Consider the following 23,547-nt stretch of genomic DNA (forward strand, 5'->3'; position numbering starts at 1 on the left):
TCGATTGGCTGAGTTCCAATGAGACGAAGATTGCGCCAAGATCAGTCCGGATAGTGGTCCGCGCTTCGGATCGGTGAGCTGCAACGGGCATGCTTGCCTACAAGGTAGGGTGTTTGTGGGTTAAGCAACCTCACCTTGCCACGGCTCTGATTGCTATCCACCCTCCTCATAGGATCTACATAAGGTCGCAAAACTCGGGTAGAGGCTTCATATACCTCCAGTCGACCAAGCATTCCGAACGCAACGTATGATCGTTAGTGCCGACTACAAGAGCAGCCAGCCCCGCGAGTCTGCCGCCTTTTTGATGTGCTCGCGCTGTTGCTCGCTGGCTTTGGATCCGATCTCAACCGACACGACCGTTGCTTTCGCGACAGTATCGAAGCCATCAAGCCGCAACGGATAAGCTCCGCCGTGAAACAACTTATCTTGGTCCAATGCGTAGCTGGGCACTAACAATCGCGCCTCTCCTCATGCCGGATTGCTCCGGGAAGATAAAATGCGGCGAAGCCAGTGGTCAATTTCCGTATCGCTCCAGACAGTAATCCGCGCCTCATGGCCGTCGATGAACAGATCCACTTGCGGGTTACGGGCGATCGAGAATAGTCTGGTTTCGAGTCGCGCTTGAAGCCGTCCCAACCGCATTGCTTCACGGTGTAGTCGGTACCATTCCCACCAAAGCGATAGAGTTGGGTCTGGCGTCGCTGTTGAAACTACAGGTGACGGTGCGGCAGAAGCCGTGATCTCTGTGGTCGCGCGTGCCCATAGAATGGACCCGTCGCAGCAGCCGCTCACTTTCTAAAGGTCAACTGTTTTACGAGCAGCCGACCGTGATTGCGGGCAAGGCCGGTGACCCTGTGACCGTCTTTGCGTAATCGGGCCGCGATTGCTGAGCCAATGAAACCAGTTGCGCCGAGAATCAAAATCTTCATGGTGGCAGACTAGCCAAATGCACGAATAAAAGGAGGGGTTGCGGCATTTCATTGCGGTTGTTGTCGGCAAAGAAGGCGCTTGGCGGCAGTGGGGCAAAGGCTTAGGTTTGAGGCTCATTCGACGGGAGATTCATCATGCACGATCATGACGACCACCATCACCATGATCATGACAACCACTATTCCGATATGCAGGCGCGCGTGAAAGCGCTGGAGACGTTGTTGACGCAAAAGGGTCTGATCGATCCGGCTGCGATCGATGTCATTGTCGAGACCTATGAGAGCAAGGTCGGGCCGCGCAACGGCGCGCAGGTGGTGGCGAAAGCCTGGAGCGATCCGAAATTTGCCGATTGGCTGAAACGTGATGCCACAGCGGCGATTGCCAGCCTCGGCTTCACCGGCCGGCAGGGCGAGCATATGCGGGCGGTGTTCAATACGTCGCAAACGCATAATCTGGTCGTGTGCACGCTTTGCTCCTGCTATCCTTGGTCGGTGCTCGGCCTGCCGCCGGTCTGGTATAAGGCGCCGGCCTATCGTTCCCGCGCCGTCATCGATCCGCGCGGCGTGTTGGCCGAATTCGGTCTGACGCTGCCGGAGGGCAAGAATATTCGAGTCTGGGATTCGACGGCGGAGCTGCGTTATCTCGTCATCCCGGAACGTCCGGCTGGAACGGAAGGCATGAGCGAGGCAGCCCTGGCCGATCTCGTCAGCCGCGATGCCATGATCGGCACGGCGATCGCCAAGGCTCCGGAGGTTTCGATATGAACGGTCCTCACGATCTTGGCGGGCAGATGGGTTTCGGTCCGGTGGCCCCGGAGCCGAATGAACCGATCTTCCATGCGCAATGGGAGAAGCGCGCGCTCGGCATCACACTCTCCTGCGGCGCGTTCGGCGCCTGGAGCATCGATGAAAGCCGACACGCGCGCGAAAATATCCCTCCGGCAGAATATCTTGCCGCCAGCTATTACGAGATCTGGACACGCGGGCTTGAGATGCTGCTGGAACGGCATGGTTTTGCGACGCACGAGGAGCTGCGATCCGGCCATTCGCTCCGGCAAGGAGCCGTGCCGAAGCGCGTCCTGAAGGCCGATATGGTCGCCGGCGCTCTTGCCAAGGGCGGCCCCTGCGATCGACCGGTCGTTGCGGCGCCGCTTTTTGCAGCCGGTGATCGCGTGCGGACGAAGAATATCAATCCGACAGGGCATACCCGTTTGCCTCGCTACGCGCGAGCCAAGACCGGCGTGGTCGAAGCCGTGCAGGGCTCGTTCGTCTTCCCCGATGACAACGCGCACGGCAAAGGCGAGAACCCGCAATGGATCTATACGGTCGTCTTCGACGCAGCGGAGATCTGGGGCGAGGGCGCGGATCCCGCGCTGACCGTCTCCATCGATGCCTGGGAGAGCTATCTTGAGCGCCTCTGAGACGGTGTCGTCGCTTTCGCAATCGCCGCTGCTGCCGAAATCCGCCGATGGGGAGCCGGTCTTCCCCGAGCCCTGGGCAGCTGAAGCTTTTGCGATCACTGTGCATCTGCACGAAAAGGGCTTGTTCAGTTGGAGCGAATGGGCAGAGCAGCTTTCTGCCGAATTGCACAGGCCTGGCCGGGCCGAAGACGGCAGTGATTATTTCGACTGCTGGGTGGCGGCACTTTCCGGCCTGCTGATCAGCCGCGGTGTCGCCGATGCCGGCATGATACTCGATCTACAAAAGAGCTGGCAGCGCGCCGCGGAAGCAACGCCGCACGGCAAGCCGATCTTGCTGGAGAATGACCCGGAGCGCTGGCACTGAGCGGTTCTAACTAAAGCATGTCGCGCAAAACTGTGCAGCGGTTTTGCGACAACGACATCAGCATACCAAGGACCTAAAGCGCAAGGAGCCAATCCGAAGGATCGCCACGCGCTTTAGGAAGAGAACTGCTTATAGCATTCGTCGGCCACTTGCCTCAGCATGTCGCGTGAGATCTCGCCGGTGACCGCGTAGCCGAGACGGCCGTCGATCCAGTAGAAGGTTTCGACCGAACCGGCGCTGGCGAAGCGGAAGCTCGTCGTGGTGTTTTCCTTGTTGGTGCCAACGAGCACGGTCAGGCGCTGTCCGGCCGCATTCTCATACATAAAGAGCGCGCCCGGTGTGCCGTTGATCGGCAGCAGCCGGCCGCCGACGAGCTGGAAACCGAGCCTCTGCAAGCTCGGCACCTTGAGTTCGGCGACATTCATGCGCTTGCCGAGCCAGGTGGCGAGATGTGCCTCCTGATCCGCACCGACCTCGACAGGATGGCGGACATCGCTGGCATAGACGGTGAAGGCCGATTGCGCCTGCCGCGGCAGGGCTTCGATGCCGGTCAGGCGAAGTTCAGGCTGCATCAGAAGGGGCGGGCCGAAATGGCCGACGGCGGCGCCTACCAGGAAGATAGCCAGGGATGCTGCGGCCGTCGACAGCCACAAAAGCCGACGCGACGTTGCGGCCGGCACCGGCGCAGCGATGGGCATTACCAGGTCGCGGTCGCCTTCCCTCGAGGTTTCGTATGGCGCAAACATTTCCCTGATGCTGGCATTTTGCGCCTGCCAGGCCGCGACCATATTCGCTTGCTCTGGATTTTCGGCAAGCCAGGCCTCGACCCGGGCGCGTTCGTCCGGCGGCAGCAGCCCGTCGGCAAAGGCGTTGAGATCCGCTTCGGTCACGGTCGGGTTCGTTTCGTTCATTTCGGTCTCCGAAGCCTAATGACGTTATCGGCATTCATCAGGCTGGTCATTTTCCGGCGCGCTCGCGACAGGCGCGACATGACGGTGCCGACAGGAATATCCAGCGTCGTGGCGACGTCCTGATAGCTGTAGCCCTCGACCACGACCAGCATCAGCACGGCGCGGTAATCCTCCCCAAGGCTGTCCAGCGCCGCTTCCAATTGCGAGCGTTCCAAAGGATCGTCGTTGCTCTCGGCCGCCGGCAGATCGGTGCTGTCGTCAAGATCGACAAAGTTGCGGCCACCTTGCTGGCGCAGACCGTTTCGGTAGAGATTGGTCATGATGGTAAGCACCCAGCCACGCAGGTTCAGTCCACGCCACTGACCACGCCGCGCCAGCACCTTTTCCACGCAATCGTGAAGAAGGTCTTCGCCATCGGCATCGGAGCGAGTGAGGCTGCGCGAATAGCGCCTCAGAGAGGGAAGGAGCGCCAGCACCTCGGCCTCGAAGCTGTCGGGCGCGGGGGAGGTTTCCCCCGCATCCCGGTTGGTCCGATCAGGGCCGTGCGGCATCCCAGACGCCCTTAAAGCCATCGCCGGCAACGTCGCCTGCCTTGGCATCCTTGATAAAGAAATAGAGCGGCATGCCGTCCTTTGCCCATTGTTTCTTCCCGTCCTTGCGGGTGATGATTGAATATGCGTCTTCCGCCTTGGCATTGCTATCGGCCATCAGCGGGGGCCATGCCTTGGCGCAATCGTCGTTGCAATTGGAGGTATCCTTCCTGTCGTTCTTGAAGGTGTAGAGCGTCATGCCGTTTTCGCCGGTGAGAACCTTGCCCTTGGCGCTTTCAGCGGTCTTTACCGGGGCGGCAAAGACCGATGTCGCAGCAGCCGACGCCATGATCAGGATCGGCAAAAATTTTGCGGCTTTCATGATTTTTCTCCTCGAAGTGGTAGACACAAATGGTCCAGGCCCCACGTTTTTGCGTTGCCGGAGATGAGACACGGATTGCCTCGATTTTATTCCCGATAAATCCCGTTTTTTTTACCGCTTGCTTCTGCCGGCCGAATCCTGCCAAGTCGCCCCATGCAATTTGCGCCGCAACAAGACGAAGCGCTCAAGGCCGTTGCCAACTGGCTGAAAGAGGGACGCTCGCCGCTGTTCCGCCTGTTCGGCTATGCCGGTACGGGCAAGACAACGCTTGCGCGGCATTTTGCCGAGCATGTCGATGGCGATGTGCTGTTTGCCGCCTTCACCGGCAAGGCGGCGCAGGTGCTGCGCTCGCGAGGCGCCAGCAATGCCAAGACCATCCATTCCCTGATCTATCGGCCGCGCGGCGAGGAGGCTGTCGAGGACGAAGAGACCGGCAAGACATCGATCGCGCCGATGTTTGCCATCAACAGGCAGAGTCCGGTCGCCAAGGCGGCGCTGATCATCGTCGACGAATGTTCGATGGTGGATGAAGCGCTTGGCAAGGACCTGATGAGCTTCGGTACACCGATCCTCGTGCTCGGCGATCCCGGTCAGTTGCCGCCGGTCTCAGGCGGCGGTTTCTTCACCAACGAGGAGCCGGATTATCTGTTGACGGATATTCATCGCCAGGCACGAGACAATCCGATCATTCAGCTCGCGATGCTTGTGCGTGAGGGCAAGGACATCATACACGGCGATTACGGCACGGCGCAGGTGATTTCGAAGAACGAGGTCACACAGCCGCTGGTGCTGGAGGCCGACCAAGTGCTGGTCGGCACCAACCGCACCCGGCGACGTTACAATCAGCGTCTGCGCGAGCTCAAAGGGTTTACGACCGAATATCCGCAATCCGGCGATAAGCTGGTCTGCCTACGCAACGATCCGGCCAAGGGCTTACTCAATGGCTCGCTCTGGCAGGTGATGACCTCTTCCAGGGAGACCACCAAGCCTGGCATCAATCTGCTCGTACGGCCGGAAGATGACGACATGGATCGGGGTGCGGCGAAGATCAAGCTTTTGAAGCAGGCCTTCGAGGATGTCGAGGGCGAAATCCCCTGGCAGACACGCAAGCGCTACGATGAATTCGATTATGGCTATGCGCTGACCGTGCATAAGGCGCAGGGTTCGCAGTGGAACAATGTAGTGCTGTTCGATGAAAGCTGGGCGTTCCGCGACACCCGCGAGCGCTGGCTCTATACGGCGATCACGCGCGCGGCCGAGAGGCTGACGATCGTCCGCTAAAAGTCTTTCACTTTTTTATGGTCGATGGGGATGGTTGTTGCGCCGCGCAATAGGCGATGCAGCTGTCGAGATCAGAAATCGTCGCCGTGGGTCTCGGGAGGCTCGGCGGTGTTGGCATAGTCGAGGAGATCGGCGACTTTCTGCATCTGCCGGTTTAAGGCCGACATTTCAACAATGAGTTCGCGTTTGCGGTGGTTGAGGGCAGTGCGGAAGACGATCTCGGCATGGTTAGGCGTTTCCGCCTCATCGAGCTTTTCCATGACGTCCTGGATCACGGCGATCGACATGCCGGTTTCGCGGCAGACGGTGATGACCGCCATGCGCAGCACATCGTCGGTGCCGTAGATTCGCATGAGCCCATGGCGATCGGCCGAGATCAGCCGCTTTTCCTCGTAGAAGTGCAGTGTCCTGTGGGTGACGCCGAAAGCGCTTGCCATATCCGCAATGGCGACCGCCCCTTCCGGCAGGTTGGAAGGAAGTGCTGACTCCGGCAGGAACCGGTACTTGGCGTGCGCCTCCGATATAAGATTGGCGGAAGCAAACGGACGTTTGGAACCGTCAGACATAAGTCCCTCCATAATTCTGTCCATCCCTTTTTTGTCCCGGCGCCCCACGCCGTGATTGAGTGTCTATTCGTTTTGTGTGGTTGAAGGAGGAGGCCGCTGCTACGCCCAACTCGTTTTCACAATGACGCGACCAACAAACGCAGATGTCGCCGATGAAAATTCTTAGGTTTCATAAGGACAAATTTACTTTGGGTGAGCTTGAGCTCCCTCGTTCCCCCGGGATGACCGAAATCGGGCACCCGACACAATGACGCTAACCGGTTTCGGCGAAATTATAAGTTGCCCGAAGGGCGTATCGTCGGTGGGATGGGGCGTTAAAAAGAGGGGAAGACCATCAATCTTTTGCATGAGTCGATGTTCGAATCTCGTTGGTCTTGCGGCGTGCAATCGCATAAAACGGAGGGTATTATCCTCTTTAAAAATCATGGATTTCGATCATGCCCGCCAAGCTCTCCGTGAACCTCAACGCCATCGCCATGCTGCGTAACCGGCGCGACCTTCCCTGGCCAAGTGTAACCGGGCTCGGACGGATTGCTCTTGCCGCCGGCGCCAGCGGCCTGACGGTGCATCCGCGGCCCGATCAGCGGCACGTCCGCTTCTCCGATCTGCCCGCTATCCGGGCGCTGATCGACGATGAGTTCCCGCAAGCAGAGTTCAATATCGAGGGTTATCCGACCGATGAGTTCTTCGACCTTTGCGCCGGCGTCGAACCGGAGCAGGTGACGCTGGTGCCCGACGATCCGTCGCAGGCGACCTCGGATCACGGTTGGGATTTCCGCAAGAACCGCAAACTGCTGGTCGACGTTGTTGAAAGGTACAAGAAGATCGGCTGCCGCGTTTCGCTGTTTGCCGATGGCGACGGCGATGCCGATGCCGTGAAGATCGCCAAGGAGGTTGGAGCCGACCGCATCGAGCTTTATACCGGGCCTTACGGCGGCTGTTATGACGCGCCTGAGCGGGCCGCGGTCATTCTCGAAGCTTTGGGCAAGACGGCAGATGCTGCGCTCGCCAATGGACTTGCGGTCAATGCCGGTCATGATCTGACAGTCGCCAACCTGCCGGCACTTATCAAGCGCATTCCGGCACTTGCAGAAACTTCAATCGGCCATGGCCTGACCGCCGATGCGCTGGAATACGGGATGGCTGAGACTGTACGGCGCTTCCGCCGGGCTTGCGGGCAGGCGGTTTAACAGGAAGGTTGGGCCGGTCAGGCAAGGCTGTCGTCGACGGAGATCAGGCCCAGCCCGTCACCCATCTTTCTGCGCGCTCGCCAGGGGAGGGACTGCAACCAGAACCGGTGTCATGCAATCGATGCCGTTAGCCGCAGCTGTGGCTTACTCAGTCGTCGGTCGCCGCGTTGTTGAGGATGCCCATGCCGATCACGGTGACCTCACCATCAGCAAGCTGCCGCACGCACGCGAACCAAGACTGCACATGGCGACGAGTTTATAGAATTAGCGTGAAAGTTCCCTTTCCCGCCTGGCGGGAAAGGGCATGTTCGAAGGGGCGGCAAAGCAAGCCCTGCCTGACCATCTCAAAAACTCAGCCGAGCAAGGCGGCCTTGTGTTCCTCGACGAAGCTGCGCAGCGTCTGCGGCTCCTTGCCGGTCAGCTTGTTGAAGTCGTTCGTGAGGATGTTGAAATTGCCGGCGCGGATATTGGCGTCGGCAGAGACGAGCATGTCGACCACGAATTTCGGCAAGCCGGCGCCAGTCAGTCCAGCGGCGAACTGTTCGTCATTGACCTGCACGACGTCCAGCGGACGACCAGTAATCCTGCTGACGACGCTCGCGACGTCCTCGATGGTGATAGCGGTCGAACCCGTCAGCGTGTAGGTGGCGCTATCCGTCGTGTCGGAAACCAAGGCGGCGGCCATAGCTAGGGCGCAATCTTCGCGACTGATGTTGCTGATGCGACCGCCACCGGTCGCGGTGTACCACTTGCCGACTTCGAGGCTGTGCGGCAGACCCATCAAATAGTTGTCGAAGTACCAGGCGTTGCGCAGGATCGTGTAGCCGAGGCCGCTGGCCTTGATGGCGTTTTCTGTGCCGAGATGGTCGGGTGCGAAGCTGACGAGCGAGTTTTCCGGGGCTGGCATGGAGGTGTAAAGGATGTGGCTAACGCCAGCCTGCTTGGCAGCCTCGACGGCCGCCGTGTGCTGCCTCAGGCGCTGACCGGGGACAGCGAGCGCATCGGTGCTGATGATAGCCAGGCGGTCAACGCCGGCAAAGGCTGCAGGCAGAGTGGCGGCGTCATCAAAATCGGCGATGCGGGTAACAACGCCCTTGGCGGCGAGGCTTGCCAGCTTCTCCGGGCTGCGGGTGGCGGCAATGATGCGGCCGGGCGCAACCTTGTATGTCTCCAGCAGGTGATGAATGACGCGTTGGCCAAGGTGGCCCGCGGCGCCGGTGACGAGAAGGGTGCTGCTCATGTCTTTATCCTTGTTCTACCGCCGCGGATTTGCGGAGGTTTTTGCCGCTCTCAAAAAGAGACTAGCACTAGAATAGGAATTGACTTCGAACTGTAAAGAAGGCAGTTTTTTGGCTCTACGTTACCAAAAGGGAACCGACCCGTCATGAGCGCCCGTACCGTCGTCAATTTGCGCAGCACAGAGGCTCCGTTGCGCGTCGTCGATATCAGCAAACTCGATTTCACCAATTGCCCGGTGCGGGATTTGATCTCACAGATCGGTGGCAAGTGGTCGGTGCTGCTGCTGGAAGCCTTGGCGCAGCGCCCTTACCGTTTTGGTGAGCTGCGGCGCATGGTGCCCGATATTTCGCAGCGCATGTTGACCCAGACGCTGCGCGACCTTGAGCGCGACGGCTATATCGATCGCGAGGTGTTTCCGACCAAACCGCCCAGCGTCGAGTATAGCATGACCGATCTCGGTCGTTCGCTCTACGGGCCGCTGGCGCAGCTCCTGAACTGGGCTGAAGCCAACCACGACGCCGTGCGCGCTGCACGCGTCCGTTTCGATCAATCGCGGGACTGAGCGCGGCCACCTCTGACCCTGGCGACGCCGGCCGCTTTGTCACTTCTGTCGCTCGGTCAGGAAGACGAGCAGCGCCACGACCGGGAAGCCGACGCCGATCCATGACGCGAGATTCCACCCGCCGGTGGCATAGGCCCAGCCGCCAATTGCCGAGCCGAGCGCGCCGCCGGCAAAGAATGTCGCCATATAGAGACCGTTCAGGCGGCTGCGATGTTCGGCGCTCAGCGCAAAGATGGCGCGCTGGCCGAGCACGAGATTGGTCTGCACGCCGAAATCAAGCAGGATGCCGGAGAGCGTCAATGTCGCAAGCGCCAGCAGCGAGCCGCTGCCGGAGGCGTGAGCGATGACGAGGGCGAGGATAGCGAGCACCATGGCGAAGGTGGTGGCAAGCTTCGTCCAGCCACGATCGGCGACACGGCCGGCAATCGGCGAAGCGACCGCGCCGGCGGCGCCAGCGAGCGCGAAGAGCGCAATACCGTTCTGGGTCAGGCCGAAGGCCGGGCTTGCGAGCAGCAACGGCGTCGTCGTCCAGAACAGACTGAAGGCGCCGAACATGCAGGCTTGATAGAGGGCGCGACGCTGCAGCACTGGCGTGCGGAGTGCGAGATGGCCCATCGACGAGAGCAGTTGGCCATAATGCAGCTTGGTGTGAGGAACCCTGGTCGGCAGAACGGCGCGGAGGATAACCGCAAGCCCGATCATGACGCCGGCCGAGAGGATATAGACCGCATGCCAGGAAGAGAGCTCCGACAGGAAGCTTGCTGCCGGCCGGGCCAGCATGATGCCGCAGAGAAGCCCGCTCATGACATTGCCGACAACCGCGCCGCGGCTGGCATCCGGCGCCATATGGGCCGCGAACGGCACCAGGACCTGGACTGCAACGGAGGCAATGCCGATGCAGAGTGAGGCAAGCAGGAAAAGCGATGGTGACCAGGCGAAGGCGGCGCCGATAAGCGCTACGGCCGAAAGGCCGATCAGCGTCAGCACCAGCCTGCGGTTTTCTACGAGATCGCCGAGCGGTACGATCAGCAAGAGACCAAGGCCATAACCGATCTGCGTCAGTGTCACGATCAGACCGGTTGCGGCCGGCGTGAAGCCGAGCGCCTGGCTAATTGGGCCGGCCAACGGTTGGCCATAGTAGAGATTGGCTGCCACCAGCCCGCAAGCGGCGGCAAACATGAAGGTCATCAGCGGCGAAATGGTCTTTTCGGGGAGCGAAGCGCTCTCCCGTCTGGCAGCGGCGGTCGCGGGCATGTCTTGATCCTTGATGCGGGCAGGGGAGGCGATCCCCCAAATTCTTGTGAAAAATCAGTTCAGCAGTTTCATGGCCGCCTCGGCGACGGCGAGCATATGTTCGGTTTTGCGGCCGGTCTTTCCGATCACGCGCATGCCTTTGGTCAGGGCAAGCAAGGCTGAGGCGGTGCTTTCAGGGTCGACATGCTTTGCCACCGATCCATCCGCCTGACCTAGAAGGATGAGGTCCTTGATGCGCCGCTCGTCGAAATCGAAAGCCGCCCTCACACGGCTGGCGAGTTCCTTGTCGAAAAGCGCAAGCTCGATCGCGCTACCGACCACGAGGCAGCCTCTGCGGCCGATTTCGCCGCATGAAGCGTCTGCGAAGAACGCCAGCAATGAACGCAGCTTTTCATAAGCGTTTGGGGCCTTGGCAAGAGATTGATCAATCAGTGGCTGGCGGACATTGCGATAGTGATCGAACACGGCCAGGAACACGCCGCGCTTGTCGCCGAACGCCTTGTAGACGCTGCCTGCGGTCAGCCCCATGGCCTCGGTCAATTCGCTGATCGAGGCGGCATAGTAACCACGCTCGGAAAAGACCCGCAGCGCCGCATCGAGCGCCGCGTCCACGTCGAATTGGCGCGGGCGACCGCGGAGCTTCGGGGAAATGTCCAGTGTGCCTGTCGTCATGCAGACTGTTTTAGGAAATGATCGTTTCCAAATCAAGCGGAATTTTTGCGATGCAGCAAGACTTGATGCTGCGCAACCTGGTTCAGAGATCGAGAACCCACGTCTGGCCATTCAATTCAGGGCCAAACATGCGATGCTTTTCCTCTGAGACGAGCCGGAAACCTGCCTGAAGGTAGATACCCCTGGCGGTGTCGAGGATGTCGTTTGTCCATAGCGAAAGCTGGCGGTAACCGGCGCTGCGGGCAAAGCGGATGCATTCGCCGACTAGCAGCTTGCCTAAGCCGAGACCTCGTGCTGTCTTGTCGACATAAAGCAATCGGAGCTTTGCGACCCCGTCGCCGCCGTCGGCAACCATGACGGAGCCGACATTCAGTCCGCCCCGTTCGGCGATCCAGCATCGATCCTTCTCGGGATTAAAATTGGAGAGGAACTTGCCGGCGACCTCGGCGACCAAGCCTTCGAAACGCATATCCCAACCGAATTCTTCGCTATAGAAGCGAGCCTGGCTCTCAACGATCCAACCGATATCGCCGGGACGATGGGCGCGGATGATCGCAGCCTGCATGGGACTGGCATTTGAGTTGAGTACGGCTTGAATTGTCTGCATCGCCTCGACGACACGTTCTGGCTCACCGATAGCCAGCGCATCGAAATGCCCGGCAACCTCAGCGCGGGAGCGGCGGACGAATTCATGGAACTGCCCTTGTCCCTTGTCGGTGACAGTGATGATCTGGCTGCGCAGATCGTCAGGGTCGGGCTTGCTTTCGATCAGGCCGTCTTGGCGAAAGCGCTTCAGAATGCGGCTGAGATAGGCGGGATCGAGATGCAGTTCACGGGTGAGTGCCGAGGCGGCGACGCCGCCACGGGAACCAATCTCGAACAGCACGCGGACATCGGTCAGGGCGTAAGGGCTGTCGAGATAGGCTTTGTTCAGGACGCCGAGGAAATTGGTATAGAAGCGATTAAAGTCGCGGACCGCGTCGATGGTCGTGAATTCTTTAGTATCAAGCATGGACATCACTCCTAAAATATAGGAGACGATGTCCATTATTTATTGGACTAAGTCAAGTAAAGTTGGCTTGATCAAGCGGCCCGGCTAGCGGCCGCCTTTTCGTTGCCGAGGGCGAAATCGACGGCGCTCCGTGCGTGGATCGCCGTCGTGTCGAAGCCCGGCAGAGTGAGCGCGTTCGGGTCGAGGATCAAGCAGATCTCGGTGCAGCCGAGGATGACGCTATCGGCGCCGTCAGCTTTGGCGCGCTCGATGATCGCCATCAGTTGCCGGCGCGACTGGTCCTTGACGATGCCGGCGCAGAGTTCGTTGAAGATGATGTCGTGGGTGACGGTTCGGTCCTCAGCGCCCGGCACCATGACGGAGACGCCGTTGCCGGCCATGCGGTCGGTGTAGAAGCCGTGCTCCATCGTATAACGCGTGGCAAGCAGCAGTGGCTTGACGCGGCCGGCGGCCTTCAGCGCGGCGGCTGTCTCGTCGATGATGTGGATGAGCGGGATGGAGACACGAGCGGCGACTTCTTGGGCGATCAGATGCATGGTGTTGGTGCAGATCAGCACGCATTCGGCGCCGGCGATTTGCAGGCGAAGTGCGGCATCGCCGAGTCGCGCAGCCGCGTCGTCCCAGCGTCCGGCCTTCTGAAGAGCGACGATCTCTTCGAAATTGACGGAATACATCAGCACTTCAGCCGAGGCGAGGCCTCCCAGTCGGTCGCGAACCATCTCATTGATAAGGCGATAATAAACTGCCGAACTCTCGAAACTCATACCGCCAATCAGGCCGATAGTGCGCATGCTGCTGGTCTCCGTTGTTGATTAGGAATAGCAGAATATTGAGACATTTCACCCGCCTCGTGTTTGCAATCTTTGTCGTTCTTTTCATGTCTGTTGCAATATTTTGCACATATATGCGATAGTGCGCAAAATTTCCGCGTCACCATGGAGATGGGCGCCAATGCTTGACGAACGCGACCGGAAGATTCTCGATCTTTTGCAAACCGATGCCGGCATTTCGGTGACGGACCTTGCCGACCGGGTTGCACTTTCGGTTTCAGCCTGCTCACGGCGTATCCAACGGCTTGAAGAGAGCGGCCATATAGCTAGGCGCATCGTCGTGCTGGACCGCGAGAAGATGGGCGTGCCGACGACGCTCTATGCGCTGATCAAGACTGCGCATCATGCCGACGAATGGATCGAAACCTTTCGCAAGGCAATCAGCGACATTCCCGAAATCGTTGAGGCGCATCGGTTAACGGGCAATCACGATTACATCCTGAAAATCGTGTTGCCGCGCGTCGAGCACTATGACGTCATCTATAAGAAGATCGTGCGCCGAGTGGAGCTCTTCGACGTTTCAGCGTCGATCTCCATGGAAGTACTGAAAAGCGGCGTGACGATCCCGGTCAGCTATGCCGAATAGTGAAGCGATCTCGTTTGTGGAACAGTGTAACATGATGGGGCGGCTAAGGTCCGCTTGGCCCCCAAAGCAGCCATCTGTGGCATATATTACCAAATTCCGGTCATTGCGCGCGTGCCAGCACGGGTGCCATGCATAAAAGGTGATTGTGGGCCATTGTTCTCAACCCTACGTTTGCTGAGGTAAAACAGATGCGGGGTGTCGTCGTGCAGGATCATCACGTTGTCGTCGTCGGGGGTGGGTTTGGCGGCTTGCAGCTCGTCAACGACCTCAAGGGAGCTCCGGTCCGAATCACGCTGATCGACCGGCGTAACCATCACCTGTTCCAGCCGCTGCTCTATCAAGTCGCAACCACCTTGCTCGCCACCTCCGAAATCGCCTGGCCGATCCGAAGCTTTTTTCGCGATCGGCCGGAGGTAACGACACTGCTGGCGGAAGTCGTCGACGTTGACAGCCAGGCACATAGGCTGACGCTGAAAGGCGGCGAGACGATAGCATATGACACGCTTGTGCTGGCGACGGGCGCGACCCATGCCTATTTCGGACATGACGAATGGGAACCGGTGGCGCCGGGGTTGAAGACGCTGGAGGACGCAACGACGATCCGCCGCCGCCTTCTGCTGGCCTTCGAGCAGGCCGAGCTGGAGAGCGATGCCGCTATCCGTGATGCTTTGTTGACGTTCACCATAGTCGGGGCGGGTCCGACCGGCGTCGAGCTGGCGGGCATCATCTCGGAGCTGGCCAAAACGACCCTTCCGAAAGAGTTTCGCAATATCGATACCACCAAAGCCAGGATCATCCTCGTCGAAGCCGGCCCGCGCGTTCTCGCAAGTTTTGACGAGGGGCTGTCGGCCTATGCTCACAGGGCGCTGGAAAAGCTAGGTGTCGAAGTCCTCACCGGCAAGGCCGTTACGTCGTGCTCCGCGCAGGGCGTAACGATCGGCGACACCTTCGTGCCGACACGCACGATCGTCTGGGCCGCCGGCGTGCAGGCTTCGCCGGCGGCCAAGTGGCTAGGCGTTCCGGCCGATCGGGCCGATCGCGTGGTGGTCGATAAGGAATTGAGGGCGCCTGGCAAGCCGGATATCTTTATCATCGGCGACACGGCGGCGGTGATGCGCGACGATGGCACGCTCGTGCCGGGTATCGCGCCAGCCGCCAAGCAGCAGGGCGCTTACGTCGCCAAGGTGATAAGGGCAAAGCTGTCGGGTCAGCCGGCGCCAGGGCCTTTTCACTACCATCATCAGGGAAGTCTTGCGACGATCGGCAAAAGTGCTGCGATCATCGATTTCGGCTGGATCAAGCTCAGGGGCTGGATTGCCTGGTGGGTCTGGGGCCTCGCTCATATCTATTTCCTGATCGGGACGCGCTGGCGCTTTGCGGTCGCCTGGAGCTGGCTGTGGATCTATGTCAGCCGTCAGCACAGCGCCCGGCTGATCACGCAGAGGGAAACCATGCGTGAGGAATAAAAAGGGCGGCGCTCTGCAGGACGCCGCCCTTTTCAGGCTTAGGCCAGAGACGCGATGTCGATGACGAAACGATAGCGAACGTCGCTCTTCAGAACGCGTTCATAGGCTTCGTTGATTTCCTGGATGTTGATCTTCTCGATCTCGGCGACGATGTTGTGCTCGCCGCAGAAGTCGAGCATTTCCTGGGTTTCCTTGATCGAGCCGATCATGGAACCGGAAAGGCTACGGCGGCCGGGGATGAGCGAGAAGGCGTGAACCGGTACGGCATGTTCGGGAACGCCGACGAGCACCATGCTGCCGTCGTATTTCAGGAGATTGAGGTAGGCATTCCAGTCGATGGCGGTGCCGACCGTGTTGATGATCAGGTCGAAGCTGCCTGCAAGCGTCTTGAAGGTTTCGGCGTCGCTGGTGGCGTAATAGTGGTTGGCGCCGAGCTTGAAGCCGTCTTCTTTTTTCGACAATGTCTGGCTCAGAACCGTCACGTCAGCGCCCATGGCATGAGCGAGCTTCACGCCCATATGGCCGAGACCACCCATGCCGACGATGGCAACCTTCTTGCCGGGACCGGCCTTCCAGTGGCGCAGCGGCGAGTAGAGCGTGATGCCGGCGCACAGCAACGGAGCGCCCGAATCCAGCGGGATATTGTCGGGGAAGGACAGCACATAGCCTTCCTTGACGACAATCGAGTCGGAATAGCCGCCATAGGTCGGCGTTTCGCCGTCGGCTTCGACGTCGTTGTAGGTCTGGACCAGGCCCGGCATATAGTGTTCATACTCCAGGTCGCGCGTTGCGCAGGTCGTGCAGGAATTGACGAAGCAGCCGACCCCGACGCGGTCGCCGACCTTGAACTTCGCTACCTTGGAACCGACAGCCGTGACCAGGCCGGCGACTTCGTGGCCCGGGACCATCGGGTATTTTGAACCGCCCCATTCGTTGCGGGCCTGATGGATGTCGGAATGGCAGACGCCGCAATATTTGACGGCGATGACGACATCATCCTCGTTCGGCTCGCGGCGTTCGAAGGTGAAGGGGGTAAGCGGCTTGGACGCGTCGGTTGCGGCATAGCCCTTTGCAATAGCCATGGGAGACTTCCTTTTGTTCGGATAGGCTTTGGGAGGGATGGAAAGTTGGACGGCCGACTTATGCACCGGAACCGGACAAGGGCGTTAGAGCGATCCTGCAAGCTTTGTGTACAATCCTGCGAAACTGAATGACGAACGCCCTTTCACATGGATCGGCAGCCACCTAGATAAGCTTCGACAAGGCCCCCAAAACAGTTGGTTGCATATGACACTGCCCTTCAATCCCAATCAGGAACTCGCGTCGATCATTGCTCGTTTTGCCACGGGAGAGGGAGAACACCGCACGCCAATTGACGGTCTCAATCTGTACCGGCAGTCGACTGAGACCGTGTGGCAACATGGGGCTTATCGGCCCTCTTATGCCGTCGTGGTTCAAGGGCGAAAGAGCCTGACCGTTGGCGCCGAAACGTACCATTACGGTGCCGGCGAGTATATTTTGACAGCCCTGGACCTGCCTGTATCGACACAGGTAACCAATGTCCGCAATGACACTCCCTATCTTTGCTTTGCCATGGTGCTCGACAGTGAACGACTGAATGAGCTGTTAGCGCGCGTCAATATTCCGCGCCAGGCGGTTACGGCGGAACCTATGCGCGGGCTCGCGGTCAACACCGCATCGCCGGAGTTGCTCGATGCCTCGCTACGGCTTCTCAGATTGCTAGATCGGCCTGAGGATATCCTCGCCATGGCGCCGTTGATCGAGCAGGAGATCCTTTATCGCCTGCTGACCGGTCCGAACGGTCCTCGGCTGCTACAGGTCGTAATGGCAGAGAGCCAGAGCAACCGAGTGGCCCGGGCAGTGGCTTGGATTCGCGGCAATTACGTCCAGCCGCTACGCATAGAGGAGCTGGCGGAGCGCGTCGGCATGAGCGCCTCCTCGCTACATCATCATTTCAAGGCGGTGACGGCAATGACGCCGATGCAATATCAGAAGCAGCTCCGTCTGCACGAGGCGCGGCGCTTGATGATCATCGAGCAGTTGGACGTCGGCACAGCCGGCCATCGCGTCGGCTATCAGAGCCCGTCGCAGTTCAGCCGCGAATATAGCCGTCTCTACGGCCTGCCGCCGGCGAAGGACGTCGACGGGATCCGCAGACCGGTCGCTGCAAAATAATCCGTTCATCTTATTGACGCGGTGCAGCAACGAATTCCGCTTGACGCCTGCTTCGCCCTCAGTCATAACCCATCGCGAACCGTACCGTACGGTACGCATTTGGGAGTGGCCATCGTGCCCAGCGAAGCAGGACAGTCGAGCGAGTTCTCGCCCCGCCAGAACGCCGTTCTGGAACAGGCGCTGCGTCTACTCGTCGATGGCGGCGAAAAGGCGCTGACGACGTCGGGCGTCGCGCGTGCCGCCAATTGCTCCAAGGAAAGTCTCTACAAATGGTTTGGCGATCGCGACGGTCTGCTGTCGGCGATGATTGCCTACCAGGCGAGCAAGGTGCGCACATTCGAGCGCAACGGTGAGCGTCTGACGGCGGCGAGCCTGCATGACCATCTCGTCATTTTCGCCCGCGACCTTCTGGAGGTCCTGGCCGGCGACGTGTCGCTGGCGCTGAACCGTCTGGCGATCGGCCAATCGAACCGCGACGGCTCTAAGCTCGGCAAGCTTCTGCTCGAGCGTGGCCGCCGGCAGATCGACCGTCGTGCCATGGCGCTGATCGACGCCGGCAAGCGGGCAGGGCTGCTGCGCTTCATGAATGCCGACGAGGCCTATCATACGCTTTATGGGCTCATTGTTTCCGATCTGCATGTGCGCATGCTGCTCGGCGAGCCTGGTTTGAAGGATACCAGCCGCCAGGCGGAGAAGGCGGTCAGCGCCTTCCTCCGGCTTTACGGCACGGATAAGGTTTTGGCGGAAGCAGTAGCAACCGTTTGAAGAATTTACCCAACATCAGACAAGCAAAGGGAAGGACAAACAATGCGCGTCTATTACGATCGTGATGCCGATCTCAACCTCATCAAGTCGAAGAAGGTCGCCGTTATCGGTTATGGTTCGCAGGGCCGCGCCCATGCACTGAACCTGAAAGACAGCGGTGCGCAGAATGTAGCGATTGCGCTGAAGGCCGGTTCGCCGACCGTCAAGAAGGCCGAAGCCGATGGCTTCAAGGTCATGACCGTTGCAGAAGCTGCCGCCTGGGCCGACCTGATGATGATGGCGACCCCGGACGAGCTGCAGGCCGACATCTACAAGGCCGACATCGCTCCGAACATCCGCGACGGCGCTGCGATCGCTTTCGCGCACGGCCTCAACGTTCACTTCGGCCTCATCGAGCCGAAGGCTTCGGTCGACGTCGTCATGATCGCTCCGAAGGGCCCGGGCCACACAGTTCGCGGCGAATACCAGAAGGGCGGCGGCGTTCCCTGCCTCGTTGCCGTTCACCAGAACGCTTCCGGCAATGCCCTTGAACTCGCTCTGTCCTACGCCTGCGGCGTCGGCGGCGGCCGTTCCGGCATCATCGAAACCAATTTCCGCGAAGAATGCGAAACCGACCTCTTCGGTGAACAGGTCGTTCTCTGCGGCGGTCTCGTCGAGCTCATCCGCGCTGGCTTCGAAACGCTGGTCGAGGCAGGCTACGCTCCGGAAATGGCCTATTTCGAGTGCCTGCACGAAGTGAAGCTGATCGTCGACCTGATCTATGAAGGCGGCATCGCCAACATGAACTACTCGATCTCGAACACCGCTGAATGGGGCGAATACGTCTCCGGTCCGCGCATCATCACCGCCGAAACCAAGGCTGAGATGAAGCGTGTCCTAAAGGACATCCAGACCGGCAAGTTCACCTCGGAATGGATGCAGGAATACCGTTCGGGCGCCGCCCGCTTCAAGGGCATCCGCCGCAACAATGACAGCCACCAGATCGAAGAAGTCGGCGCGAAGCTCCGCGGCATGATGCCTTGGATCGGCAAGAACAAGCTGGTCGACAAGGCTGTCAACTAAACGCGTCCGTTAGTGTGATTGAGAGAGGCCGGGGTGAAAGCTCCGGCGCTTGATGCCTCATTGGAGGAATGACCGCAGCTCGTTTCAAAGAGAGGCGAACCTAAAGCTGTGCCTGTTTCCGTGTCTGAGTGGGAAGCGCTGAACAAGCGGGCCAAGCCATCCGCCAAGGACGTGCTGCTCGCGCCGGAGCCGAGATTCGAACTCGACATCCCGTCTGGCAAGGAATGGGGTCTGGCGGGACGTCAATCTCCGTGAGGATTGACACTTGTACCTGCTTGATACGAGTGTGGTATCGGAATTGCGCAGGGCAAAGCCCCATGGCGCGGTACTGGCCTGGATAGATAGCGTTCGGAGTGACGATCTTGCGATTTCGTCCATCACCATCGGCGAGATCCGGCGCGGTATTTTGTTGGCTGGAGAAACCGATCCGCGAAAGGCAAAAGAACTCACGAGCTGGCTGGACAGTTTGCAGCTCGGGATCCGGGTCATTCCCCTGGATGCGGCGTGCATGGTTTTATGGGCGCGGTTCATTCATCGCAAATCGCCGACGCTGATTGCCGATGCAATGATAGCGGCGACTGCATCAGTTCATAATCTCACGATCGTTACGCGCGACATCGTCGATTTTTCGGCCTTTCCCGCCATTGTTCTCAACCCCTTTGACTACAAATCTCCTTGAGAATGTCACCGCTACAAACAAAATAGGTCAGCATTATTGACTTATCGTTTGTTGCGTGATCTTGTGGCGCAAAGACTAAAAATTACGAGGAAGCCCCATGTTGAATTGGGAAAATATCTTTGCGACGCGCTCGAGCCGTATGCGCGCCTCCGAAATCCGCGAGTTGCTGAAACTGCTGGAGCGTCCGGACATCATCTCGTTTGCCGGCGGCATTCCCGATCCGGCGCTGTTTCCGGACCCGGAATTCAAGCAGGCCTATGCGGACATCTTTTCCGGCCCCGCGGTCAATGCGGCGCTGCAATATTCGGTCAGCGAAGGCTACAAGCCGCTGCGCGAATGGCTGGTCGGCCAGATGGCCGCACTTGGCATTCCCTGCGAGCTTGAGAACGTCTTCATCGTCTCCGGTTCGCAACAGGGTCTCGATTATCTGGGCAAGCTATTCTTGTCGCCTAAGGATACGGCACTGGTCACCGCGCCGACCTATCTCGGCGCGCTGCAGGCCTTCAATGCCTATGAGCCGACTTATGATCAGCTCACCCCGAACGGCAACCGCACGCCGGCCTCCTACCGCGCGAGCGCCGAGCAGGCCGGTGGCAAGGTGAAGTTCGCCTATCTCTCCGCCGATTTTGCCAATCCGACCGGTGAAACCGTCGATCTCACCTCACGCGAAAAGCTGATCGATCTCGCCGATGAGCTGGATATCGCCATCATCGAAGACGCCGCCTATCAATCGCTGCGTTATGACGGCGAGGCGATCCCGCCGATCCTGGCGCTGGAAATTGCGCGCAAGGGCAACATCAACGACACGCGGACGATCTATTGCGGCAGCTTTTCCAAGACCCTCGCGCCGGGTCTTCGTGTCGGCTTCGTCGTTGCCAATGCGCAGGTCATTCGCAAATTGGTGCTGATGAAGCAGGCGGCCGACCTGCATTCCTCGACCATCAACCAGATTGCTATCCATCAGGTCGCCGAACGCGGCTTCGACGCGCAGGTCGCCAAGATCCGCAAGACCTACAGCCATCGCCGCGACTGCATGCTGGCGGCGCTTGCGAAATACATGCCCGCGGGGACGAGCTGGACGAAGCCCGAGGGCGGCATGTTCGTCTGGATCACCCTGCCGAAGGGCATGGACGGGGCAAAGCTGCTGGCAAAATCGCTGGAGACGGCGAAGGTTGCCTTCGTGCCTGGCCAGGCCTTCTTCGCCGACGGCTCCGGCCCGAACACCTTCCGCGTCAGTTTCTCCTGCGCCAACGACCAGATGATCGATGAGGGGATCTCGCGGCTCGGCAAGCTGATTGCCGGCGAGATCGGGGCGATGGCGGCTTAGCTTTTACCTTCTCCCCGTCGGGGAGAAGGTCGAGAGCGAAGCTCGGTTGAGGGGCGTTGCACCGTAAGCGATGTCTTTCGCTTGCCGCTCAAGGCTGAGAAGCAGTTTCTTACTTCGCCAAATGCGGCGCAATCAGCGAGAGGTCGGCATCGCTGAGCCGGTCGCTCGCGGTATTGCGCTGGTGCCAGTAGGGGTACAGTAAAGGCTGCAGGCTGACGTCGTCGAGGCGCTTGCGCTCTGCTTCCGTCAGCTTCAGTTCGGCGCTGGAGAGATTATCCCTGAATTGCGCCTCCGTGCGGCCGCCGATGATGACGGAGGTTACGCCCCTGCGGCCGATAAGCCAGGCGAGCGCCACTTGCGCGGCCGAAACGCCACGGCCATCTGCGATTTCCACCAGCGTATCGACGATGTTCCATAGGCGGTTTTCGTCACGGATCGGCGGTTCCGTCCAGCCCGCGAACTGGCGGGTGCCTTCAGGCGTCGCCTGATTGCGGCGATGCTTGCCGGAGAGGAGGCCGCCGGCGATCGGGCTCCAGACGAGGACGCCGAGGCCCTGGTCGAGGCTGATCGGCAGCAGTTCGTATTCGGCGTCACGCGCTTCCAGCGTATAGTGGATCTGCTGGCTGACGAAGCGTTCGCGCTTCTCGCGCTCGCTGACGCCGAGCGCCTTCATGATGTGCCAGCCGGAAAAATTCGAGCAGCCGATATAACGCACCTTGCCCTGACGGATGAGCGTGTCGAGCGCCTCCATCGTTTCTTCGAGCGGTGTCTGGCCGTCCCATTCATGCAGCTGATAGAGATCGATGACATCGGTCTTCATGCGCTTCAGGCTGGCTTCGCAAGCCTGGATCAGATGCTGGCGAGATGAGCCGGCATCATTGACGCCCTGGCCCATCGGGAAGCGGGCCTTGGTGGCGATTAGCACGCCATTCTTGCGCGGGCCGCCGATGATCTCGCCGAGGATTTCTTCGGAAGCGCCTTGCGAGTAGACATCCGCGGTGTCGATCAGGTTGACGCCGGCATCGAGGCAGATGTCGACGAACCGTTTCGCCTCGCTGACGCCGAGATCGCCGACGGTCTTCGCCCAGCCGACGCCGCCGAAAGTCATCGTGCCCATGGTGATGGTTGAAACCTTGAGGCCGGAGCGGCCAAGCAGACGATATTCCATAGATTTACCCTCCAAAATCAGGTCTGAAATTCGTCCGCTAAGAGATAGAGCGGGGCGTCGGCCGTCAAGGTCGAATGATAGTATGAACGGTTCGGTCCATGATTGCGGATTGTCACAATCATGTTAACCGCCACGGCTAAGGAACCCTTCTATTCACCCAGCCGAGGACGCTTTATGAAGACGTTTGTTTCCGCTCTCGCCGGCCTGCTGGCCGTCGTCCTTTTCTCCGGCTCCGCCCTTGCCGCCGATCTCGTCCTCTACACCAGCCAGCCGAACGAGGATGCACAGGCGACCGTCGATGGTTTCATGGCCGCCAATCCCGGCATCAAAGTCGATTGGGTTCGCGACGGCACCCCGCAGATCATTGCCAAGCTGCAGGCTGAAATCCAGGCCGGCGCTCCGGTGGCCGACGTCCTCCTGATCGCCGACACCGTGACGCTGGAGCGCCTCAAGGAAGCCGGCAAACTGATGGCCTACAAATCGCCGGAAGCTGTGAACTACGATCCGGCTCTCTATGACGCCGACGGCTATTACTATTCCACCAAGCTGATCACCACCGGCATCGTCTACAACACGGCCGCCTCGATGAAGCCGACGAGCTGGAAGGATCTTACCAAGCCGGAAGCCAAGGGTCTCGTTGCCATGCCGAGCCCGCTCGCTTCGGGTGCGGCTCTCATTCACGCGCAGACGCTTGCAGGCGCTGGCAGCCTCGGCTGGGACTTCTACAAGAACCTCGCCGCCAACGGCGCAACTGCCTCCGGCGGCAATGGCGCAGTGCTGAAGGCCGTCGCCTCTGGTGAAAAGGCCTACGGCATGATCGTCGACTACATGCCGATCCGCGAAAAGGCCAAGGGCGCGCCGCTGGAATTCGTTTTCCCGACCGAAGGTGTTTCGGCCGTGACCGAGCCCGTTGGCATACTCGTCAGCGCCAAGCATGTCGACGCCGCCAAGAAGTTCGTCGACTACGCTCTGTCCGAAAAAGGCCAGCAGGGCTTCCTGAAGCTCGGCTATATCCCGGCCCGCAACGGCATGCAGTTGCCCGCCGGTTTCCCGGCGCGTGACAGCATCAAGGTTTTGCCGTTGAATGCGGCCGAAGCTCTGAAGAATACCGACCAGGATCTGAAGACCTTCTCTTCCTATTACGGATCGAAGTGA

The 23,547-nt window shown here is 59.8% G+C and carries 25 protein-coding genes and 3 pseudogenes; 15 read left to right on the top strand and 13 right to left on the bottom strand.

The window, feature by feature from the left end; all coding sequences use genetic code 11:
- Positions 1-264: 264 nt before the first annotated feature.
- Positions 265-456: a hypothetical protein gene (locus PY650_RS27090; RefSeq protein WP_285882689.1), complete on the bottom strand. Its 192-nt coding sequence runs from the start codon at positions 454-456 to the stop codon at positions 265-267.
- A 350-nt stretch (positions 457-806) separates the two neighbouring features.
- Positions 807-929: pseudogene (locus PY650_RS27095) on the bottom strand (NAD-dependent epimerase/dehydratase family protein); the annotation flags it as partial.
- 135 nt (positions 930-1,064) lie between these two features.
- Between PY650_RS27095 and nthA the strand changes: the two are divergent.
- From nthA to PY650_RS27110, 3 genes are read left to right on the top strand one after another with little or no spacing between them, the layout of a single operon-like run.
- Entirely contained in the window at positions 1,065-1,694 is a 630-nt protein-coding gene (gene nthA / locus PY650_RS27100) for a nitrile hydratase subunit alpha (RefSeq protein WP_285882690.1), read from the top strand.
- A complete protein-coding gene (gene nthB / locus PY650_RS27105; protein WP_285882691.1) occupies positions 1,691-2,350 on the top strand; it encodes a nitrile hydratase subunit beta in 660 nt (219 codons plus the stop codon). Before nthA ends, nthB begins: the two co-directional genes overlap by 4 nt.
- Positions 2,337-2,714, top strand: a complete 378-nt coding sequence (locus tag PY650_RS27110; protein ID WP_285882692.1) for a nitrile hydratase accessory protein — start codon at positions 2,337-2,339, stop codon at positions 2,712-2,714. Before nthB ends, PY650_RS27110 begins: the two co-directional genes overlap by 14 nt.
- 113 nt (positions 2,715-2,827) lie before the next feature.
- On the opposite strand, the gene PY650_RS27115 is transcribed toward PY650_RS27110, so the two are convergent.
- From PY650_RS27115 to PY650_RS27125, 3 genes are read right to left on the bottom strand one after another with little or no spacing between them, the layout of a single operon-like run.
- Positions 2,828-3,625, bottom strand: coding sequence for an anti-sigma factor family protein (locus PY650_RS27115; RefSeq protein WP_285882693.1), 798 nt, complete (start codon positions 3,623-3,625; stop codon positions 2,828-2,830).
- Positions 3,622-4,176: an RNA polymerase sigma factor gene (locus PY650_RS27120; protein WP_285882694.1), complete on the bottom strand. Its 555-nt coding sequence runs from the start codon at positions 4,174-4,176 to the stop codon at positions 3,622-3,624. The genes PY650_RS27115 and PY650_RS27120 overlap by 4 nt, the downstream gene beginning before the upstream one ends.
- Positions 4,160-4,537 carry a COG4315 family predicted lipoprotein gene (locus PY650_RS27125; protein WP_285882695.1) on the bottom strand — a complete coding sequence of 126 codons (378 nt, stop codon included), beginning with the start codon at positions 4,535-4,537 and terminating at the stop codon, positions 4,160-4,162. The genes PY650_RS27120 and PY650_RS27125 overlap by 17 nt, the downstream gene beginning before the upstream one ends.
- A 153-nt stretch (positions 4,538-4,690) precedes the next feature.
- Here PY650_RS27125 and PY650_RS27130 point away from each other — a divergent pair, with 153 nt between their 5' ends.
- A complete protein-coding gene (locus PY650_RS27130; protein ID WP_285882696.1) occupies positions 4,691-5,818 on the top strand; it encodes an ATP-dependent DNA helicase in 1,128 nt (375 codons plus the stop codon).
- Positions 5,819-5,913: 95 nt separating this feature from the next.
- Here PY650_RS27130 and PY650_RS27135 read toward each other — a convergent pair.
- Positions 5,914-6,384 (bottom strand): annotated as a pseudogene (locus PY650_RS27135) (MerR family transcriptional regulator); the annotation flags it as partial.
- A 437-nt stretch (positions 6,385-6,821) separates the two neighbouring features.
- Between PY650_RS27135 and PY650_RS27140 the strand changes: the two are divergent.
- Entirely contained in the window at positions 6,822-7,574 is a 753-nt protein-coding gene (locus tag PY650_RS27140; RefSeq protein ID WP_285882698.1) for a pyridoxine 5'-phosphate synthase, read from the top strand.
- Between the two features lie 352 nt (positions 7,575-7,926).
- Here the strand turns inward: PY650_RS27140 and PY650_RS27145 are convergent, their stop codons facing one another.
- The gene (locus PY650_RS27145; protein ID WP_285882699.1) at positions 7,927-8,814 is read right to left on the bottom strand and encodes an SDR family oxidoreductase; all 888 of its coding nucleotides are present in this window, start codon (positions 8,812-8,814) and stop codon (positions 7,927-7,929) included.
- A gap of 144 nt (positions 8,815-8,958) precedes the next feature.
- On the opposite strand from PY650_RS27145, the gene PY650_RS27150 reads away from it, so the two are divergent.
- Complete coding sequence (locus PY650_RS27150) at positions 8,959-9,375, top strand: winged helix-turn-helix transcriptional regulator (RefSeq protein WP_285882700.1); 417 nt, start codon at positions 8,959-8,961, stop codon at positions 9,373-9,375.
- A 39-nt stretch (positions 9,376-9,414) separates the two neighbouring features.
- Here the strand turns inward: PY650_RS27150 and PY650_RS27155 are convergent, their stop codons facing one another.
- The 4 genes from PY650_RS27155 to PY650_RS27170 all read right to left on the bottom strand — a co-directional run bounded on the left by PY650_RS27155 (position 9,415) and on the right by PY650_RS27170 (position 13,104).
- Positions 9,415-10,629 carry an MFS transporter gene (locus PY650_RS27155; protein ID WP_285882701.1) on the bottom strand — a complete coding sequence of 405 codons (1,215 nt, stop codon included), beginning with the start codon at positions 10,627-10,629 and terminating at the stop codon, positions 9,415-9,417.
- Positions 10,630-10,683: 54 nt separating this feature from the next.
- The gene (locus tag PY650_RS27160; protein ID WP_285882702.1) at positions 10,684-11,301 is read right to left on the bottom strand and encodes a TetR/AcrR family transcriptional regulator; all 618 of its coding nucleotides are present in this window, start codon (positions 11,299-11,301) and stop codon (positions 10,684-10,686) included.
- 82 nt (positions 11,302-11,383) lie between these two features.
- Positions 11,384-12,313, bottom strand: a complete 930-nt coding sequence (locus tag PY650_RS27165; protein WP_285882704.1) for a bifunctional helix-turn-helix transcriptional regulator/GNAT family N-acetyltransferase — start codon at positions 12,311-12,313, stop codon at positions 11,384-11,386.
- Positions 12,314-12,384: 71 nt separating this feature from the next.
- The gene (locus PY650_RS27170) at positions 12,385-13,104 is read right to left on the bottom strand and encodes an aspartate/glutamate racemase family protein (protein ID WP_285882705.1); all 720 of its coding nucleotides are present in this window, start codon (positions 13,102-13,104) and stop codon (positions 12,385-12,387) included.
- Between the two features lie 160 nt (positions 13,105-13,264).
- Between PY650_RS27170 and PY650_RS27175 the strand changes: the two genes are divergently transcribed.
- Both PY650_RS27175 and PY650_RS27180 read left to right on the top strand, forming a co-directional pair.
- On the top strand, positions 13,265-13,729 hold the full coding sequence (locus PY650_RS27175) for an Lrp/AsnC family transcriptional regulator (RefSeq protein ID WP_285882706.1): 465 nt from the start codon (positions 13,265-13,267) through the stop codon (positions 13,727-13,729).
- Positions 13,730-13,932: 203 nt separating this feature from the next.
- Positions 13,933-15,195: an NAD(P)/FAD-dependent oxidoreductase gene (locus PY650_RS27180; RefSeq protein WP_285882749.1), complete on the top strand. Its 1,263-nt coding sequence runs from the start codon at positions 13,933-13,935 to the stop codon at positions 15,193-15,195.
- Between the two features lie 38 nt (positions 15,196-15,233).
- On the opposite strand, the gene PY650_RS27185 is transcribed toward PY650_RS27180, so the two are convergent.
- Positions 15,234-16,277 carry an NAD(P)-dependent alcohol dehydrogenase gene (locus PY650_RS27185; RefSeq protein WP_285882707.1) on the bottom strand — a complete coding sequence of 348 codons (1,044 nt, stop codon included), beginning with the start codon at positions 16,275-16,277 and terminating at the stop codon, positions 15,234-15,236.
- Between the two features lie 205 nt (positions 16,278-16,482).
- Here PY650_RS27185 and PY650_RS27190 point away from each other — a divergent pair, with 205 nt between their 5' ends.
- From PY650_RS27190 to PY650_RS27215, 6 genes and pseudogenes are all read left to right on the top strand, one after another.
- Entirely contained in the window at positions 16,483-17,391 is a 909-nt protein-coding gene (locus tag PY650_RS27190; protein WP_285882708.1) for an AraC family transcriptional regulator, read from the top strand.
- A gap of 114 nt (positions 17,392-17,505) precedes the next feature.
- On the top strand, positions 17,506-18,156 hold the full coding sequence (locus tag PY650_RS27195; RefSeq protein WP_285882709.1) for a TetR/AcrR family transcriptional regulator: 651 nt from the start codon (positions 17,506-17,508) through the stop codon (positions 18,154-18,156).
- Between the two features lie 42 nt (positions 18,157-18,198).
- Entirely contained in the window at positions 18,199-19,218 is a 1,020-nt protein-coding gene (ilvC, locus tag PY650_RS27200) for a ketol-acid reductoisomerase (RefSeq protein ID WP_133705579.1), read from the top strand.
- Positions 19,219-19,302: 84 nt separating this feature from the next.
- Positions 19,303-19,473 (top strand): annotated as a pseudogene (locus PY650_RS27205) (hypothetical protein); the annotation flags it as partial.
- Between the two features lie 10 nt (positions 19,474-19,483).
- Positions 19,484-19,897, top strand: coding sequence for a type II toxin-antitoxin system VapC family toxin (locus tag PY650_RS27210; RefSeq protein ID WP_285882710.1), 414 nt, complete (start codon positions 19,484-19,486; stop codon positions 19,895-19,897).
- A 97-nt stretch (positions 19,898-19,994) separates the two neighbouring features.
- Positions 19,995-21,224, top strand: coding sequence for an aminotransferase-like domain-containing protein (locus PY650_RS27215; protein WP_285882711.1), 1,230 nt, complete (start codon positions 19,995-19,997; stop codon positions 21,222-21,224).
- Between the two features lie 109 nt (positions 21,225-21,333).
- Here PY650_RS27215 and PY650_RS27220 read toward each other — a convergent pair whose 3' ends face one another.
- Positions 21,334-22,392, bottom strand: coding sequence for an aldo/keto reductase (locus tag PY650_RS27220; protein WP_285882712.1), 1,059 nt, complete (start codon positions 22,390-22,392; stop codon positions 21,334-21,336).
- 174 nt (positions 22,393-22,566) lie between these two features.
- Here PY650_RS27220 and PY650_RS27225 point away from each other — a divergent pair, with 174 nt between their 5' ends.
- Complete coding sequence (locus tag PY650_RS27225; protein ID WP_285882713.1) at positions 22,567-23,547, top strand: ABC transporter substrate-binding protein; 981 nt, start codon at positions 22,567-22,569, stop codon at positions 23,545-23,547.

Origin of the sequence: Martinezella calliandrae (assembly GCF_030272695.1) — a bacterium.
GTDB lineage: Bacteria > Pseudomonadota > Alphaproteobacteria > Rhizobiales > Rhizobiaceae > Rhizobium > Rhizobium calliandrae.